The following is a 16,981-nucleotide window of genomic DNA, read 5'->3' as shown; positions in this document are numbered from 1 at the left end:
CTCTCTCCCTGAAAGGGAGAGAGTGCCGGGCGGTGCAGGGCGTCAGATTCCGAGCGGGCTGTTGGCACAATATATCCCCTCTCCCCCGCGGGAGAGGGCTAGGGTGAGGGGGAGCGCGTAATGACCACTGAAACACACCAGGAAATCCTCCGCACCGAGGGGCTTTGCCAATATTTTCCCGGCGTTAAGGCGCTGGATAACGTGAATTTCAGCCTACGGCGCGGGGAAATCATGGCGCTGCTGGGTGAAAACGGTGCGGGTAAATCGACGCTGATTAAAGCGCTGACCGGCGTCTATCACGCTAACAGCGGCACTATCTGGCTGGAAGGCCAACAAATTAATCCCAAAAATACCGCCCACGCCCAGCAACTGGGTATTGGCACGGTGTATCAGGAAGTGAATCTGCTGCCGAACATGTCGGTGGCGGATAACCTGTTTATTGGCCGCGAGCCAAAACGCTTCGGCCTGCTGCGACGTAAAGAGATGGAGAAACGCGCCAGTGAGCTGATGGCCTCTTATGGCTTTGTGCTTGATGTTCGCGAGCCGCTGAACCGTTTTTCGGTGGCGATGCAGCAGATTGTCGCTATCTGCCGGGCCATCGATCTCTCTGCCAAAGTGTTGATCCTCGATGAACCGACCGCCAGTCTCGATACCAAAGAGGTGGAGATGTTGTTTACCCTGATGCGCCAGTTGCGCGATCAGGGCGTGAGTCTGATCTTCGTGACCCATTTCCTCGATCAGGTCTACGCGGTGAGCGATCGCATCACCGTTCTACGTAACGGTAGCTTTGTCGGCTGCCGTGAAACCCGCGAGCTGCCGCAGATTGAGTTGGTCAAAATGATGCTTGGCCGTGAGCTGGAACATCAGGCGTTACAGCGCGCCGGGCGTACGCTGCTTAGCGATAAACCGGTGGCCTCGTTTGAAGGCTACGGCAAAAAAGGCACCATTGCGCCGTTCGATCTTCAGGTCCGCCCTGGGGAAATTGTCGGGCTCGCCGGGCTGTTGGGATCGGGTCGTACGGAAACCGCAGAGGTGATCTTCGGCATTCGTCCTGCTGACAGCGGTCAGGCAACGATCAAAGGCAAACCGCAAACGCTGCGATCGCCGCATCAGGCTTCCTGCCTTGGGATCGGCTTCTGCCCTGAGGATCGAAAAACCGACGGCATTATTGCCGCTGCTTCGGTACGGGAAAATATCATTCTGGCGTTACAGGCTCAGCGCGGCTGGCTGCGGCCCATTCCGCGCAAAGAGCAAAACGACATCGCCGAACGTTTTATCCGCCAGTTGGGGATCCGTACCCCCAGCGCTGAACAGCCGGTGGAGTTTCTCTCCGGTGGCAACCAGCAAAAGGTCTTACTGTCTCGCTGGCTGCTGACGCGCCCGCAGTTTTTGATCCTCGATGAGCCAACGCGCGGGATCGACGTCGGGGCGCACGCGGAGATTATCCGCCTGATTGAAACCCTGTGTGCCGACGGCCTGGCGCTGCTGGTTATTTCGTCTGAACTTGAAGAGCTGGTGGGCTACGCCGACCGGGTGATCATCATGCGCGATCGTCAGCAGATCGCTGAGATCCCACTTGATGAGCTGTCCGTTCCCGCCATTATGAACGCTATTGCGGCCTAAGGAGTTAACCGTGATGCCTCGATCCGTTCCACATACTGAGTCGTCCGGGCGCCGCTTTCGCTGGCCGCCGGGGATGCCGCAAGTGGCGGCCCTTATCCTGGTGCTGCTGGTCGATAGCCTGGTGGCACCGCACTTTTTCCAGATAACCCTCCAGGATGGCCGTCTGTTCGGCAGCCCTATCGATATTCTTAACCGCGCGGCCCCCGTTGCCCTGCTGGCCATCGGTATGACGCTGGTGATTGCCACCGGAGGTATCGACCTGTCGGTCGGCGCGGTGATGGCGATTGCCGGGGCGACCGCTGCCTCAATGACCGTCGCCGGGCATAGCCTGCCGATGGTGCTACTGGCCGCGCTGGGTTCAGGCGTTTTAGCCGGGCTGTGGAACGGCATTCTGGTGGCCATTCTGAAAATTCAGCCCTTTGTGGCGACGCTTATTCTGATGGTGGCCGGGCGGGGCGTCGCGCAGCTCATTACTTCAGGGCAGATTGTCACCTTCGATTCGCCGGCGTTGGCCTGGCTCGGCAGCGGTAAAATGTTGCTGTTTCCAACGCCGGTCATTATTGCGCTGGTCACCCTCGTGATCTTCTGGGTGGTAGCCCGTAAAACGGCGCTCGGTATGTTCATTGAAGCGGTGGGGATTAACATCCGTGCGGCGAAAAATGCGGGGGTGAATACTCGTATCGTGGTGATGCTGGCCTACGTGTTAAGCGGCGTCTGTGCGGCGATTGCCGGGATCATTGTGGCGGCGGATATTCGCGGAGCGGATGCCAATAACGCCGGGCTGTGGCTGGAGCTGGACGCTATTCTGGCGGTGGTGATCGGCGGTGGATCGCTGATGGGGGGGCGCTTTAACCTGCTGCTGTCGGTGGTGGGCGCTCTGATCATTCAGGGTATGAATACCGGTATTTTGCTCTCCGGTTTTCCGCCGGAGCTTAACCAGGTAGTGAAAGCGGTAGTGGTGATGTGCGTGCTGATCGTCCAATCACCGCGCTTTATTCAGATGCTGAAAAGGATACGGGGCCATGATAAAACGTAACTTACCGCTGATGATCACCCTCGGCGTCTTTGTCCTTGGCTATCTCTACTGCCTGACGCAGTTTCCGGGTTTTGCCTCCACGCGGGTGATCTGCAACATTCTCACCGATAATGCCTTTTTGGGGATCATTGCCGTGGGAATGACCTTCGTGATCCTCTCCGGTGGGATCGATCTGTCGGTCGGCTCTGTGATCGCTTTCACCGGCGTATTCCTGGCCAAAGCGATCGGCTTTTGGGGATTGTCGCCGCTGGTGGCTTTCCCGTTGGTACTGGTCATGGGCTGTGCCTTTGGCGCCTTTATGGGCTGGCTGATTGATGCCCTGAAGATTCCGGCATTTATCATCACTTTGGCCGGGATGTTTTTCCTGCGCGGCGTCAGCTATCTGGTGTCCGAAGAGTCAATTCCTATCGATCACCCGCTGTACGATACGCTTTCCGGGCTGGCATGGACTATTCCCGGCGGTGGACGCCTGAGCGCCATGGGGCTGCTGATGCTGCTGGTGGTGATTCTGGGGATCTTTCTCGCTCACCGCACCCGCTTTGGCAACCAGGTTTACGCTATCGGCGGTAACGCCACGTCGGCAAACCTGATGGGCATCCCGACCCGCAGCACCATTGTGCGTATTTATATGCTGTCGACCGGGCTGGCGACGTTGGCGGGTATCGTCTTCTCCATTTATACCCAAGCGGGCTATGCGCTGGCGGGGGTTGGGGTGGAGCTGGATGCCATCGCCTCGGTGGTGATTGGCGGCACGCTGCTCAGCGGCGGCGTCGGTACGGTGCTGGGGACGCTGTTCGGTGTGGGGATTCAGGGGCTGATTCAAACCTATATCAACTTTGACGGTACGTTGAGTTCCTGGTGGACCAAAATCGCCATCGGCATTCTGCTGTTTATTTTTATCGCGCTCCAGCGCGGCTTGACAGTACTGTGGGAGAATCGGCAAAACGCGGCCGTAACCCGCGTCAATGCTGAAGTAACAAAGAACTAACATACTGATACGCTAAAGTTTTTCCGGTAGCAGCCGATAGTTTACTTTTACGCCAAACGTACCCTGCTACCGGACAAAACTATGATGCTCAGAACGCTTTCTATCCGTACCGGCCTGCTGTCCCTGCTTGCCGTGATGACCCTGCTGCTTCTCCTGGTGAGTGGCATTGGCATTTATGCTCTCACCCAAAGCTCCACCTCGTTGCAACGTATCGACCACTTACAAAGCGACCAAATGACTCAGCTTAATGAAGGCTATACGCTGCTGCTGCGTGCGCGTAATGAGGCCAGTCAGGCGGTGAGACTGATGGAAATCGGCATGCTGGAGGATGCGGCGAAAGCGGTCAAACAGCTTAGTGGAGAAGTGGTGCAGGCGCAGAAAATTATTGCCGCCGTTAGCCAGTCGTCGATGGATGATGCCGACGGCGCACAGCTGATGGCGAACGTGGCGAAAAGCTATGAGCAGTACAATAGCCAGGCGATCAAACCGATGCTGGCTGCGCTCGAAGGGCAAAACGTCGATGGTTATTACGACCTGCTGGAAAAGACCATGATTCCGGTATCCCGCCAGTTTGATAATTCCATTCATGCTTTCCAGGACTGGGGTGAGTCTCGCGGCCAGGTGGAAGTCGCTGCTGTTCACGCCACGAAAAATAAAGTGCTGGTGCTGATGGCGATCGCTATTTTGCTGACCGCAGGTGTTATGGCGCTCGGTTGGCTGCAGCTGCGCCACCTGCTGCTTAAACCGTTGGATGCCGCGATTGCGCAGCTGGAGAAAGTCGCCTCCGGCGATTTAACCGATTCACCGCTGAAGGCCAATAGCGCTGAGATTAAGCGTCTCAACGGGGCGATTGCCGGGATGCGCGAGTCGATGATGAACTCGGTAATGCGGGTGCGTGATGCCAGTTCGCAAATTGATATCGGCAGCCGCGAGCTGACGGCGGGCAATAACCATCTGGCGCAGCGCACCGAGTCGACTGCCACGTCGCTGGAGCAAACGGCGGCCAGCATGGAAGAGCTGACAGCGACCGTGAAGCAAAACGCTGACAACGCCGATCAGGCGCATAAGCTGGCGAAAGACGTTTCCGATACCGCCGATCGCGGCAGCGAAATGGTCTGCTACGTGATTGAAAAAATGCAGGACATCGCCGGTAGTTCCAACCGTATCGCCGACATCCTTGGGGTGATTGACGGCATTGCGTTCCAGACCAATATTCTGGCGCTCAATGCTTCCGTTGAAGCCGCCCGCGCGGGCGAGCAGGGACGCGGTTTTGCCGTGGTCGCGGGCGAAGTACGTAACCTGGCGAGCCGCAGCGCCGATGCGGCGAAAGAGATTCGCCAGCTGATTTCCGCGTCGCAGAATCATGTTAGTGAAGGCAGCGACCTGGCGCAGCAGGCCGGGGAAACGATGGATGAGATTGCCACTGAGGTAATGCGGATGACCAAACTGATGCGCGAGATTGCCAGCGCCTCTCAGGAGCAGAGTCGCGGTATCGAGCAGGTGAACATCGCGGTGAGCCAGATGGATGAAACGGCGCAGCAGAACGCGGCGCTGGTTCAGCAGTCGTCGGCAGCAACTCGCTCGCTGGAAGAACAGTCGCAGGCGCTGACCTCAGCGATGGCTTCGTTCCGTCTGCAGGTGGCGTAATTGGTTTGCCCCTCTCCCCACAGGGGAGAGGGTTAGGGTGAGGGGAAACCTCGAACCTAATGCTTACGCGTCTGGGAACTCGCGAATCAAACGCTCAACGTCTTCAACCATGTGGTCGTTACCGACGAAGAACGAACGGCGCTGGTGCAGCGTTTCCGGCTGAATATCCAGGATACGTTCTTTACCATCGCTGGCTTTACCGCCTGCCTGTTCCGCCAGGAACGCCATCGGGTTGCACTCATACAGCAGACGCAGCTTCCCATCCGGGTGGCTGGCGGTGCTTGGGTACAGATAGATGCCGCCCTTCAGCAGGTTGCGGTGGAAATCAGCGACCAGAGAACCGATATAGCGGGAGGTGTACGGGCGCTGCGTGGACTTATCTTCTTCCTGGCAGAACTTGATGTACTTCTTCACACCGTTCGGGAATTTGATGTAGTTACCTTCGTTGATGGAATACGTGGTGCCGCGTTCCGGGAAGCGCATGCGCTCCTGGCACAGGCAGAACACGCCCAGAGAAGGGTCGTAGGTAAAGGCGTGCACGCCGCAGCCGGTGGTGTAGACCAGCATGGTGGACGAGCCGTAAACCACGTAGCCCGCAGCAACCTGGCGGTTACCCGGCTGAAGGAAATCTTCTTCGGTCACCGGCGTACCGACTGGCGTTACGCGGCGATAGATAGAGAAGATAGTCCCGACAGAGACGTTAACGTCGATATTAGATGAGCCATCCAGTGGATCCATGAGGACCACATATTTTGCGTGTTCGCAGCCGTCAAAGACGACGATTTCGTCTTCTTCTTCGGAGGCGATACCGGCGACGATGTCACGTGCGCGCAGCGCGGCTTTCAGTTTCTCGTTCGCGAACAGATCGAGCTTTTGTTGTACTTCTCCTTGTACGTTTTCTGCGCCGCTGGCACCCAGGATATCGACCAGACCGGCCTTATTGATATCGCGGTGGATGATCTTGGCACCTAACTTTATTGCCGACAGCAAAGCAGTGAGCTCACCGGTAGCATGAGAGAACTCGTGCTGCTTTTCGACAATAAATTCACCTAACGTTTTCATAACACTTTCCCTGCATTGGATGATGAGTAAAGCGACTGCAACAATCTTAACAAAGAATAAAAAAAATACGCACAGGTGAATCGCGCCAGCAAACTACGGAATATCCCTAAATGCATTTCTCTGATGGCAAACATATGGGTAAAATGCGAGGCAGATTACAAAAGGATAGTGACGTATGCGCATTCATATTTTGGGTATTTGTGGCACTTTCATGGGCGGCCTGGCCATGCTGGCTCGTTCTCTGGGTCATGAAGTCACGGGTTCGGATGCCAATGTGTATCCCCCGATGAGCACGCTGCTGGAAAATCAAGGCATTGATTTAATTCAAGGTTACGATGCAAGCCAGCTTGACCCTCAGCCGGATCTGGTCATCATCGGCAACGCAATGACTCGCGGTAACCCGTGCGTGGAAGCGGTGCTGGAGAAAAACATTCCGTACATGTCCGGCCCGCAGTGGCTGCACGATTTCGTGCTGCGTGACCGTTGGGTCGTGGCGATTGCCGGTACCCACGGTAAAACCACCACCGCCGGGATGGCGACCTGGATCCTCGAAGCCTGTGGCTATAAGCCAGGTTTTGTCATTGGCGGCCTGCCGGGTAACTTCGATGTTTCCGCTCGTCTGGGTGATAGCCCGTTCTTCGTGATTGAAGCCGATGAATACGACTGCGCCTTCTTTGATAAGCGCTCCAAGTTCGTGCATTACTGCCCGCGTACGCTGGTCCTCAATAACCTTGAGTTCGACCATGCGGACATCTTCGATGACCTGAAAGCGATTCAGAAACAGTTCCACCACCTGGTGCGTATTGTCCCTGGACAAGGCCGCATCATCCTGCCTGAGAACGACGCCAACCTGAAACAGGTGATGGCAATGGGCTGCTGGAGTGAGCAGGAGCTGGTGGGCGAGCAGGGCCACTGGCAGGCGAAGAAGCTGAATACCGACGCCTCCGAGTGGGAAGTGCTGCTGGACGGTGAAAAGGTTGGCGAAGTGAAGTGGGGCCTGGTTGGCGAACACAACATGCACAACGGTCTGATGGCGATCGCCGCCGCGCGCCATGTTGGCGTAACGCCGGCAGATGCAGCCAACGCGCTGGGAAGCTTTATCAACGCCCGTCGTCGTCTGGAACTGCGTGGTGAAGCTAACGGCGTCTGCGTGTATGACGATTTTGCCCACCACCCGACCGCTATCCTCGCTACGCTGCAGGCACTGCGCGGTAAAGTTGGCGGCACGGCTAAAATCATCGCCGTGCTCGAGCCGCGTTCGAACACCATGAAAATGGGCGTATGCAAAGACGATCTGGCACCGTCCCTGGGCCGTGCCGATGAAGTATTCCTGCTGCAGCCGCAGCATATTCCGTGGCAGGTGGCGGAAGTGGCTGAAGCCTGCGTGCAGCCAGCACACTGGAGCGCAGACGTTGATACGCTGGCCGATATGGTGGTGAAAAACGCCGAGCCGGGCGACCATATTCTGGTGATGAGCAACGGTGGTTTTGGTGGTATTCACCAGAAATTGCTGGATGGTCTGGCGAAAAAAGCGGAACAACAACAGCATTAATCTGATCGCTCAGGTTTCTCCTCAGCCAATCGGGAAACCGGTTGGCTTTTTTATTTCCTGATTTCAGTAAGGACCAGACATGGACAAGTTAACGTCACAGAAGCTGACTTCAACGCAGTCCCTCTTTTTTCCACGGGTTGATGCGCTGTATGAGCAGGCTTTTCCCTGGCATGAACAGCGGGAGTTAGCGGCCAAACAGAGCGCCATGAACGATACGCACTATGCACTGGAAGCCTGGTTTGACGGTGAGCAGTTTATTGGAATGAGCGGCACATGGGCGTTTGATGGCTATCTCTATATTGAGCATCTGGCTGTTGATAGCACGCTACGCTCACAGGGCTACGGTAAACGCCTGCTGGGGCAGATGCTGGCGCGCGCGCCGCTCACCGTTTTGGAAATCGACCCGTTGACCACCGAGATTGCGCAGAAGCGTCTGCGTTTTTATGAGGGAATGGGCTTTAGCGCTAACCCGTGGCCGCACGCGCACCCGACTTATCATGTCGGTATTGCTGACCATGAATTGATTGTGTTGAGCTATCCGCAGGCGATTGATGCCGCGCAGTATCAACGTTTTAATGATGAGTTACGTCAGGTGGTGATGACGCTGTAGCCGATAAAAAATGCCCTCGGAAGAGGGCGTTTTTAAGAGATTTAATCCTGGTTTTCAGCCAGTTCGCGCAGATACTGGAAGATCTGACGAGAGGATTTAGGCGGCTTATTCCCAGCCTTCTCTTTTTTCGCGTTACGCACCAGCGAACGCAGCTGTTGGCGGTCAGCGTCTGGCCAGAGGTTCAGCACCTCTTCAACCGCTTCATCCCCACCTTCAACCATACGATCGCGCAGCTGTTCCAGTTTATGGAACAGAACGACCTGTTGGTTGTGACGGTTTTTCAGCTTGTCCAGCGCCTGACGGAAAGGTTCCACGTCGCGCTGACGCAGCATCTTACCAATCAGCTGCAGCTGGCGGCGGCGGCCTTCCATCTTAATACGCTGCGCCAGTTCAATGGCGGCGCGCAGGTCGGCGTCCAGCGGGATTTTATCCAGGGCATTTTTACCCAGATCAACCAGCTCTGCTCCGAGCTTTTTCAGCTCTTCGGCATCACGCTTAATTTCACTCTTGCTGACCCAGATAATTTCATCATCTTCGTCCTCGATATCATCACCGGGGACTTCGTCGAGCCAGTCTTCGGGCTGCTTTGTCATTTCAGGCTCCTTAAAAAAGAGGCTAATACTAACAGCTTGAGCGCATACTGAGAAAGGGTTCTCTGTTAGACTTCATTTAACTTTACCTCAGATTATGGCTTAGACGATGAAAGTGATCACACAAGTTGCGGAACAACGTATTGCGCTGGAAAAAGCGGTCTCCACGGCGTTAGAGCTGGCGGCCGGTAAATCAGATGGTGCAGAAGTCGCGGTCAGCAAGACCACCGGTATTGGCGTCAGCACCCGCTACGGTGAAGTTGAAAACGTCGAATTTAATAGCGATGGCGCGCTCGGGATCACCGTATATCACCAGAATCGCAAAGGCAGCGCCTCTTCAACCGACCTGAGCCCGGATGCGATTGCGCGTACCGTACAGGCGGCGCTGGATATCGCGCGTTACACCTCGCCAGACCCGTGTGCGGGCGTGGCGGACAAAGATCTGCTGGCGTTTGAGGCTCCGGATCTTGACCTGTTCCACCCGGCGGAAGTCTCCCCGGACGAAGCGATTGAAATGGCGGCTCGCGCCGAACAGGCTTCCCTGAAAGCCGATAAGCGTATCACCAATACCGAAGGCGGCAGCTTCAACAGCCACTACGGCATCAAGGTATTTGGTAACAGCCACGGCATGCTGCAAAGCTACTGCTCGACCCGCCACTCGCTCTCCAGCTGCGTGATTGCCGAAGCCAATGGCGATATGGAACGCGACTACGCTTACACCATCGGGCGCGCGCTGGGTGACCTGCAATCGCCGGAATGGGTGGGTGAAGAGTGCGCCCGCCGCACTTTATCACGCCTGGCACCGCGCAAGCTCTCCACCATGAAAGCGCCGGTGATTTTTGCTAATGAAGTGGCTACCGGGTTGTTTGGCCATTTGGTCGGGGCGATTGCCGGTGGTTCGGTTTACCGTAAATCCACTTTCCTGCTTGACTCGTTGGGTGAGCAAATTCTGCCAGAATGGCTGACTATTGAAGAGCATCCACATCTGCTGAAAGGGCTGGCTTCTACACCATTCGACGGTGAAGGCGTGCGCACCGAGCGTCGCGACATTATTAAAGACGGCGTGCTGACGCAGTGGCTGCTGACCAATTATTCTGCGCGCAAGCTGGGACTGAAAAGCACCGGCCACGCGGGCGGCATCCACAACTGGCGCATCCAGGGCCGCGGTCTGAGTTTTGAAAAGTTGCTTAAAGAGATGGGCACGGGCCTTGTCGTCACTGAACTGATGGGGCAGGGTGTTAGCGGCATCACCGGCGATTACTCCCGCGGCGCCTCTGGTTTCTGGGTTGAGAATGGCGAAATTCAGTATCCGGTAAGTGAAATCACCATCGCCGGCAACCTGAAAGATATGTGGCGCAATATGGTCACCATTGCCGACGATATTGAGACACGGAGTAATATCCAGTGTGGTTCTGTACTGTTACCGGAGATGAAAATCGCCGGCCAGTAATCACGTTTAGGGCGCATCCTGCTGCGCCCGTTTTGCTTAAATAATAAAAAGGAAGTGAGCAATGCGTAAAAAACTGTTAGCGATGCTGGCTGTCTCTGCTTTTGCCCTCGGCTCGGCTTCGGCCTTTGCTGATCTCGGTGAAGATATGGATACGCTGGCGGAAAATCTGCAAGTCGTGCAGAAAACCTCCGATGCAGGCGAGCTGAAAGGCGCGCTGAACAAGATGCGTACCGCCGCCGTCGATGCGCAAAAAGAGACTCCGCCGAAGCTGGAAGGCAAAGCGCCTGATAGCCCTGAGATGAAAGATTTCCGCCACGGCTTCGATATCCTGATTGGCCAGATTGACGGTGCGCTGAAGCTGGCCAACGAAGGCAAAATCAAAGAAGCTCAGGCCGCGGCTGAAGAGTTTAAAACCACCCGCAACACCTATCACAAGAAGTACCGCTAAGCATTTCCGGGAAGCGTCAGCCGACGTTTCCCGCTTTCCTCTCGCAAAGTTCCGCCCGCTTCACACTTTTGACCCTCGTTTTACCATTCGCTTTTCCTATTGCCTCGTCCCGCATTCGTGACATTCATCACGCGAATATATCGAAATCGTGAGATTCGTGATGAATATGTGAATCAGATCACCCAGGCCGTCTGCCTTTCCACTTCGAAGTGGAAAACAACTCGCTACAAACTCCTCGCCCCCAACGTTAGTTTTATCCCCAGAGACATTAGCGGGGTAACACGAGTGAATAACGGAGCGGTAATACACGACGCAGGGGAGCAGGCAGCACAGACCGAACAGCTGGCAGACAAGATGCTTAAGCAGGTGTTCGCACTGTTACGCCAACGCGGTATCACCCCCAACGACGTGCAGGAGCAAATGTTGACGTCCCACGTGCGGGCCATGGCCCATCGGTCAATCAGCGGTGAACCGCTGCCGGAAGTGGACGCCAGTCTGTTTGAAGAAATATCAGAAGACTCAATGAATCTGGCTCGCGACGTGGTCGCGGAATTCGGCAATCTGCCAAAAGAAGAGGCCTGGCTGCTGTCCGTCCACTTCGAAGTCGCAAAAGAAAACCTGTAAGGAGCAACACATGGAACAGATCACCGTAGTAATTGGCGACCGCCTGGGTAAAGGACAAAAAGTTGCCGCTGGCGCGGAAAAAGCCGGTGCTCGTGCAGTAGTCGTACCGGGCGTCGCCGCGGACATGAAGCTTGGCGACATGATGAAAGCAGAAAACGCCACCTTCGGCATCTCTTTCTGCGGCAGCGGCGGCGCAGGCGCCATCACCGCACAGAACAAACACGGCTACAAAGCCAAATACGGCATGCGTTCGGTGGAAGAGGGCGTGACCGCCATCAACGAAGGTTTCAACGTACTGGGCTTCGGTTTTATGGATAAAGAAGAGCTGGGCGAGCGTCTGGTTGAAGCCTGGAAGAAGAAGTACGGCGCGTGAACATGAAAGAACAATTCACCACCACGGTGAGGGTCACGGGCAAAGGCGAGAGCAAAACGCGGGCGTTCGCCGATGCCCTGAACCATGTGCAGGCCGCGGTGATGAAAACATCATCGCACATCTTATTGCGTATTGAGCCACAGGACGTGGCGGTTGTTCATGCGCGTGAAGCGGTACGAAAAGAAGCCTTCCTGTTTTTCTTTTTACGCCGTGAACGACGTGCGTACAGCGTGGAGCTGGACGTAACCGTCAACGTGACCGCCATTGATATCGATAAAGTGGATTTCGTCGCGCAAACCTGATTTTTACCAAAGGGTCAGAATATGTTCCTGATAATTTTAATAAAATCGCTCATCATCGGCGGCCTGGTTGGCGTCGGCGTGGGCGCCGGAGCGGCACGTATGTTTCATGCGCCCACCACCCAAGGGATGGGCGCATTTCGTACGTTGGGCGAACTGAACTCCTGTGAAGGCGATCCGGCTTCCCACTTCTCCTTTGGCCTTGGCTTCTTCTTTAACGCCTGGGCTTCTTCCGTTGCAGCAGGTTCCTTCACCCAGGACGTCGATCACCGCATTATCCCGAACTGGGGTGCGGCAGCGCTGATGATCAAAAATCGCAACGTCGGTGAGACGCTGCACGATCCGAAGAAAATGGCGATTGCCTGCGGCGTGATCGGCATGATCGTCGTGGCCTTCCTTAACTTAACGGCTTCCTCCGTACCGCAGGCGCTGCAGGTCACCGCCGTGAAGGTACTGGTCCCTGCGGCAAACCTGCTGGTGAACACCGTGATGCCGGTGATCTTCTGGCTGGCCGCGATTGATGCCGGTAAGAAATCCGGCTTCTGGGCCACCATCTTCGGCGGCGCAGCGCAGCTGATTATGGGCAACGCGGTACCGGGCCTGGTGCTGGGTATCCTGATTGGTAAGGGTGTAGAAGAGAGCGGCTGGCATCGCGTCACCAAGGTGATGATGGCTGCCATCGTTGCGCTGTTCGTCCTGAGCGCTTTCTTCCGCGGCTTCGACATGAAGATGATCGAATCCTTCCACCTGACCGTGCCGAACTGGCTGGACCTGATCCACAGCTCAATCAGCGGCAAATAACGGGAGCCTGACATGGAACAAAATAAAGGTTTTTGGTATGCCGACTGGTCGTTCCCGATCTTCGTGGGCCTGCTCTCTTCCGGCGTCTTTGCCGGGACACACATGTACTACCTGTACGGTATCGGCGCGTTTAACGAAGTGGCCTTCGTGGCGATGTTAAAAGCGGGGATTGATACCGGTGCTTACGGCGCGGTGGCGGCGTTTGGCGCGAGCTTCCTGTTCGCCCGTATCATCGAAGGCTCGCTGGTGGGGATCCTTGATATCGGCGGCGCCATCCAGACCGGCGTAGGCCTCGGCGTTCCGGCGCTGCTGCTGGGCGCGGGCATCATGTTCCCGGTGACCAACTTTATCGCTTCCCTGATTACCGGGCTGGTGATCGGTCTGGCGATTGGCTACATCATCATTCTGGCGCGTAAGTTCACCATCAACCAGAGCGACTCCACCTACGGTGCCGACGTGATGATGGGCGCAGGTAATGCATCAGGCCGCTTCCTCGGCCCGTTGATTATCCTCAGTGCGATGACCGCTTCGATTCCTATCGGTATCGGTTCGCTGGTCGGCGCGCTGCTCTTCTACATCTGGCAGAAGCCGATTACCGGCGGCGCGATCCTTGGCGCCATGCTTCTGGGTTCTATCTTCCCGGTGGCAATTAGCTAAGTGCCCCATGGCGTAGTGCTTATCCGGCCAAAACAGACCGGCCGGATAAGACGCGAACGCCTCCCCCTATTTTTACAGGAGAGAGAGATGTTTGATTTACTCCTGCGCCGTGCGCGCCTCGTCGACGATACCCTCACTGATATCGCCATCCAGGACGGGAAAATCGCGGCGCTGGGCGAGATTAGCGCGCCCTCGCACAAAACCATCGAGCTGGACGGCAACTATTACGTCAGCGCGGGCTGGATTGACTCCCACGTTCACTGCTACCCCAACTCACCGATTTACCACGACCAGCCGGACAGCGTGGGCATTGCCACCGGTGTCACCACCGTGATTGACGCGGGCAGTACCGGTGCCGATGACGTGGACGATTTTTATCAGCTCACCCGTCAGGCGGCGACCGATGTTTACGCGCTGCTCAATATCTCCCGCGTCGGGCTGATTGCGCAGAACGAGTTGGCCAATATGGCCAATATCGATGCCGATGCGGTGAAACAGGCGGTGCAGCGTCACCCGGACTTTATCGTCGGCCTGAAAGCGCGCATGAGCAGCAGCGTAGTCGGTGAAAACGGTATTACGCCGCTGGAGCGGGCGAAAGCCATTCAGCAGCAAAACGGCGATCTGCCGCTGATGGTGCACATCGGCAATAACCCGCCGAACCTCGATGAAATCGCCGAACTGTTGAGTTCGGGCGACATTATCACCCACTGCTATAACGGCAAACCGAACCGTATTTTGACGCCGGAAGGCGAGCTGCGCAGCAGCATTGTGCGTGCCTTAAAGCGCGGGGTACGGCTTGATGTCGGCCATGGTACCGCCAGCTTCAGCTTTGAAGTGGCGCGGCGGGCGATTGCGATGGGCATTCTGCCCGACACCATCAGCTCCGATATTTACTGCCGCAACCGCATCGACGGCCCGGTGCGTTCACTGGCGCTGGTGATGTCGAAATTCCTCGCCATCGGCATGTCGTTGCCGCAGGTCATCGCCTGCGTGACCTCACAGGCCGCCGACGGGCTGCGTTTGTCCCACAAAGGACGGCTGAACGTTGGCTATGACGCTGATCTCACGCTGTTCACCCTCGCATCTACGCCGACGCTGCTGGTGGATGCTGAAAAAGAGAGCCTTCAGGCTGACAAGATTCTGCTGCCGCTTGCCGCGATTCGCGCGGGCAAGGGCTATTTGACCGAACAAGGGAGCGCGGAAAATGCCTTCAATTTTTGAGAAGTACAATTTAAAACAAGTCATTAATACCTCCGGCCGCATGACGGCGCTGGGCGTCTCGACGCCGCGCCCGGAAGTGGTGGACGCCGCGATGGCGGGGATGAATCAGTATTTTGAGATGAAAGATCTGGTCAACAAAACCGGTGACTACATTGCCAGGCTGCTGGACGTAGAAGGGGCGACCGTTGTCTCCTGCGCTTCGGCGGGGATTGCGCAGTCCGTTGCGGCGGTGCTGGTCAAAGACAGCGACTGGCTGCTGGAAAACCTCCACGTCACGCCGATTGAGAACAACGAAATTGTCCTGCCAAAAGGCCACAACGTGAACTTTGGCGCACCGGTGGGCACCATGGTCGCGCTGGGTGGCGGTAAGCTGGTGGAAGCGGGCTATGCGAACGAATGCTCCGCAGAACAGTTAGCGGCGGCAATTACCCCGCGTACGGCGGCGATTCTGTATATCAAATCACACCACTGCGTGCAGAAAAGCATGCTCAGCGTTGAGCAGGCGGCGGTGGTGGCGCGTCATCATAATCTGCCGCTGATTGTGGATGCGGCGGCGGAAGAAGATTTGCAGTGCTACTACCGCGTTGGCGCGGATCTGGTTATCTACAGCGGCGCGAAGGCGATTGAAGGGCCAACCAGCGGGCTGGTGATTGGTAAAACCCAGTACGTTGAGTGGGTGAAGCGCCAGTCGATGGGCATTGGCCGCGCCATGAAAGTGGGCAAAGAGGGCATTCTGGGGCTGACCTGCGCCATTGAACATTATCTGACGGCGCGTAAAGAGAGCGGCGACGAGATGGTGGCCAAAATGACCCCGTTCATTGAACAGCTGAATACGCTAAACGGCGTCACCGCGCGCGTGGTGTGGGATAGCGCCGGGCGTGATATCGCCCGTGCGGAAATCAAGTTTGATGAAGCCGTCACCGGTATCGCCACCGGCGAGCTGGTCAGCGCGCTCATGCAGGGTGAGTACGCCATCTATTTCCGCGGCTACAAGGCCAACGAAGGCATTATCGAAGCCGATGTTCGCAGCGTGGACGCGCAGCAGCTGGAGATTGTCTCCCGTCGTATTGCTGAAGTTCTTAACAAGGAGAAAAACGCATGAAACTGACCCCAAACTTTTATCGCGATCGCGTCTGCCTGAACGTCCTTGCGGGTAGCAAAGATAATGCGCGCGAGATTTATGACGCGGCGGAAGGCCACGTGCTGGTTGGCGTGCTCTCCAAAAATTACCCGGATATCGAAAGCGCGGTAGCGGACATGCGCGAATATGCGCAGCTGATTGATAACGCGCTTTCCGTCGGGCTCGGTGCGGGCGATCCGAACCAGTCGGCGATGGTCAGCGAAATTTCTCGCCAGGTTCAGCCACAGCACGTCAACCAGGTCTTCACCGGCGTGGCCACCAGCCGCGCGCTGCTGGGGCAGAATGAAACCGTGGTAAACGGCCTGGTCTCTCCGACCGGCACCGTGGGCATGGTGAAAATCTCCACCGGCCCGCTGTCCTCTACGACACCTGACGGCATTGTCCCGCTGGAGACCGCGATTGCGCTGCTAAAAGATATGGGCGGCAGCTCTATTAAATATTTCCCGATGGGTGGTCTGAAACATCGTGACGAGTACGTTGCCGTGGCGCAGGCCTGCGCGCGTCATGATTTTTGGCTGGAACCGACCGGCGGTATCGATCTGGAAAATTACGGCGAAATCCTGAAAATTGCGCTGGATGCTGGTGTTAGCAAAATTATTCCCCATATCTATAGTTCGATTATTGATAAAGCCAGCGGTAATACTCGTCCGGCGGACGTACGTCAGCTGCTGGAGATCACTAAACAGCTATGAAATAGTGCCGATTGCCCCTCACCCCGGCCCTCTCCCTATAGGGGAGAGGGAGAAAACCTACCGTGTCGTTTGCGCCGTTCGTGCGTAAATGTACCGAACGGTCCCCTCGCCCCTCAGGGGAGAGGGTTAGGGTGAGGGGAAAAACCCCCACCGAATCATCAAGGAGT

Annotated in this window: 18 protein-coding genes; 16 read left to right on the top strand and 2 right to left on the bottom strand. The window is 56.4% G+C overall.

Features of this window, described 5'->3' with window-relative positions:
• Positions 1 to 120: 120 nt before the first annotated feature.
• From ytfR to KP80_RS04745, 4 genes are all read left to right on the top strand, one after another.
• Positions 121 to 1,623, top strand: a complete 1,503-nt coding sequence (ytfR, locus tag KP80_RS04760; RefSeq protein ID WP_052282438.1) for a galactofuranose ABC transporter, ATP-binding protein YtfR — start codon at positions 121 to 123, stop codon at positions 1,621 to 1,623.
• A gap of 10 nt (positions 1,624 to 1,633) precedes the next feature.
• Positions 1,634 to 2,659: a galactofuranose ABC transporter, ATP-binding protein YtfT gene (ytfT, locus tag KP80_RS04755; protein WP_156315576.1), complete on the top strand. Its 1,026-nt coding sequence runs from the start codon at positions 1,634 to 1,636 to the stop codon at positions 2,657 to 2,659.
• The gene (yjfF, locus tag KP80_RS04750) at positions 2,646 to 3,647 is read left to right on the top strand and encodes a galactofuranose ABC transporter, permease protein YjfF (protein WP_052282436.1); all 1,002 of its coding nucleotides are present in this window, start codon (positions 2,646 to 2,648) and stop codon (positions 3,645 to 3,647) included. The genes ytfT and yjfF overlap by 14 nt, the downstream gene beginning before the upstream one ends.
• Before the next feature lie 84 nt (positions 3,648 to 3,731).
• Positions 3,732 to 5,294 (top strand): methyl-accepting chemotaxis protein, encoded by a 1,563-nt coding sequence (locus KP80_RS04745; RefSeq protein ID WP_052282470.1) that lies wholly within the window; start codon positions 3,732 to 3,734, stop codon positions 5,292 to 5,294.
• Between the two features lie 63 nt (positions 5,295 to 5,357).
• Here the strand turns inward: KP80_RS04745 and fbp are convergent, their stop codons facing one another.
• Complete coding sequence (gene fbp / locus KP80_RS04740; RefSeq protein WP_052282435.1) at positions 5,358 to 6,356, bottom strand: class 1 fructose-bisphosphatase; 999 nt, start codon at positions 6,354 to 6,356, stop codon at positions 5,358 to 5,360.
• 175 nt (positions 6,357 to 6,531) lie between these two features.
• On the opposite strand from fbp, the gene mpl reads away from it, so the two are divergent.
• On the top strand, positions 6,532 to 7,908 hold the full coding sequence (gene mpl / locus KP80_RS04735) for a UDP-N-acetylmuramate:L-alanyl-gamma-D-glutamyl-meso-diaminopimelate ligase (RefSeq protein ID WP_052282434.1): 1,377 nt from the start codon (positions 6,532 to 6,534) through the stop codon (positions 7,906 to 7,908).
• A 79-nt stretch (positions 7,909 to 7,987) separates the two neighbouring features.
• Positions 7,988 to 8,518, top strand: a complete 531-nt coding sequence (locus KP80_RS04730; protein WP_052282433.1) for a GNAT family N-acetyltransferase — start codon at positions 7,988 to 7,990, stop codon at positions 8,516 to 8,518.
• Between the two features lie 41 nt (positions 8,519 to 8,559).
• Here KP80_RS04730 and yjgA read toward each other — a convergent pair whose 3' ends face one another.
• Positions 8,560 to 9,111 carry a ribosome biogenesis factor YjgA gene (gene yjgA / locus KP80_RS04725; RefSeq protein ID WP_052282432.1) on the bottom strand — a complete coding sequence of 184 codons (552 nt, stop codon included), beginning with the start codon at positions 9,109 to 9,111 and terminating at the stop codon, positions 8,560 to 8,562.
• Positions 9,112 to 9,217: 106 nt separating this feature from the next.
• Here yjgA and pmbA point away from each other — a divergent pair, with 106 nt between their 5' ends.
• The 10 genes from pmbA (at position 9,218) to dagF (ending at position 16,814) form a co-directional block, all read left to right on the top strand.
• Positions 9,218 to 10,558, top strand: coding sequence for a metalloprotease PmbA (gene pmbA, locus KP80_RS04720; protein WP_052282431.1), 1,341 nt, complete (start codon positions 9,218 to 9,220; stop codon positions 10,556 to 10,558).
• Positions 10,559 to 10,619: 61 nt separating this feature from the next.
• Positions 10,620 to 11,006 carry a cytochrome b562 gene (gene cybC, locus KP80_RS04715; protein WP_052282430.1) on the top strand — a complete coding sequence of 129 codons (387 nt, stop codon included), beginning with the start codon at positions 10,620 to 10,622 and terminating at the stop codon, positions 11,004 to 11,006.
• A gap of 285 nt (positions 11,007 to 11,291) precedes the next feature.
• Positions 11,292 to 11,630 (top strand): glycine dehydrogenase, encoded by a 339-nt coding sequence (locus KP80_RS04710; protein WP_072129041.1) that lies wholly within the window; start codon positions 11,292 to 11,294, stop codon positions 11,628 to 11,630.
• 10 nt (positions 11,631 to 11,640) lie between these two features.
• Positions 11,641 to 12,003: an SFCGS family glycine-rich protein gene (locus tag KP80_RS04705; protein ID WP_052282429.1), complete on the top strand. Its 363-nt coding sequence runs from the start codon at positions 11,641 to 11,643 to the stop codon at positions 12,001 to 12,003.
• Between the two features lie 2 nt (positions 12,004 to 12,005).
• A complete protein-coding gene (locus KP80_RS04700; RefSeq protein WP_052282428.1) occupies positions 12,006 to 12,305 on the top strand; it encodes a DUF4312 family protein in 300 nt (99 codons plus the stop codon).
• 21 nt (positions 12,306 to 12,326) lie between these two features.
• Positions 12,327 to 13,103, top strand: a complete 777-nt coding sequence (locus KP80_RS04695) for a DUF4311 domain-containing protein (protein ID WP_052282427.1) — start codon at positions 12,327 to 12,329, stop codon at positions 13,101 to 13,103.
• Between the two features lie 12 nt (positions 13,104 to 13,115).
• On the top strand, positions 13,116 to 13,760 hold the full coding sequence (locus KP80_RS04690) for a DUF4310 family protein (protein ID WP_052282426.1): 645 nt from the start codon (positions 13,116 to 13,118) through the stop codon (positions 13,758 to 13,760).
• A gap of 87 nt (positions 13,761 to 13,847) precedes the next feature.
• Positions 13,848 to 14,981 carry an amidohydrolase/deacetylase family metallohydrolase gene (locus KP80_RS04685; protein ID WP_052282425.1) on the top strand — a complete coding sequence of 378 codons (1,134 nt, stop codon included), beginning with the start codon at positions 13,848 to 13,850 and terminating at the stop codon, positions 14,979 to 14,981.
• Positions 14,965 to 16,083: a DgaE family pyridoxal phosphate-dependent ammonia lyase gene (locus tag KP80_RS04680; protein ID WP_052282424.1), complete on the top strand. Its 1,119-nt coding sequence runs from the start codon at positions 14,965 to 14,967 to the stop codon at positions 16,081 to 16,083. Before KP80_RS04685 ends, KP80_RS04680 begins: the two co-directional genes overlap by 17 nt.
• Positions 16,080 to 16,814: a 2-dehydro-3-deoxy-phosphogluconate aldolase gene (gene dagF, locus KP80_RS04675; RefSeq protein WP_052282423.1), complete on the top strand. Its 735-nt coding sequence runs from the start codon at positions 16,080 to 16,082 to the stop codon at positions 16,812 to 16,814. The genes KP80_RS04680 and dagF overlap by 4 nt, the downstream gene beginning before the upstream one ends.
• Positions 16,815 to 16,981: the final 167 nt, after the last annotated feature.

This window comes from Kluyvera genomosp. 1 (genome assembly GCF_001266615.1).
GTDB classification, from domain to species: Bacteria; Pseudomonadota; Gammaproteobacteria; order Enterobacterales; family Enterobacteriaceae; genus Kluyvera; species Kluyvera cryocrescens_A.
This window is presented reverse-complemented; position numbering and strand designations above follow the sequence as displayed.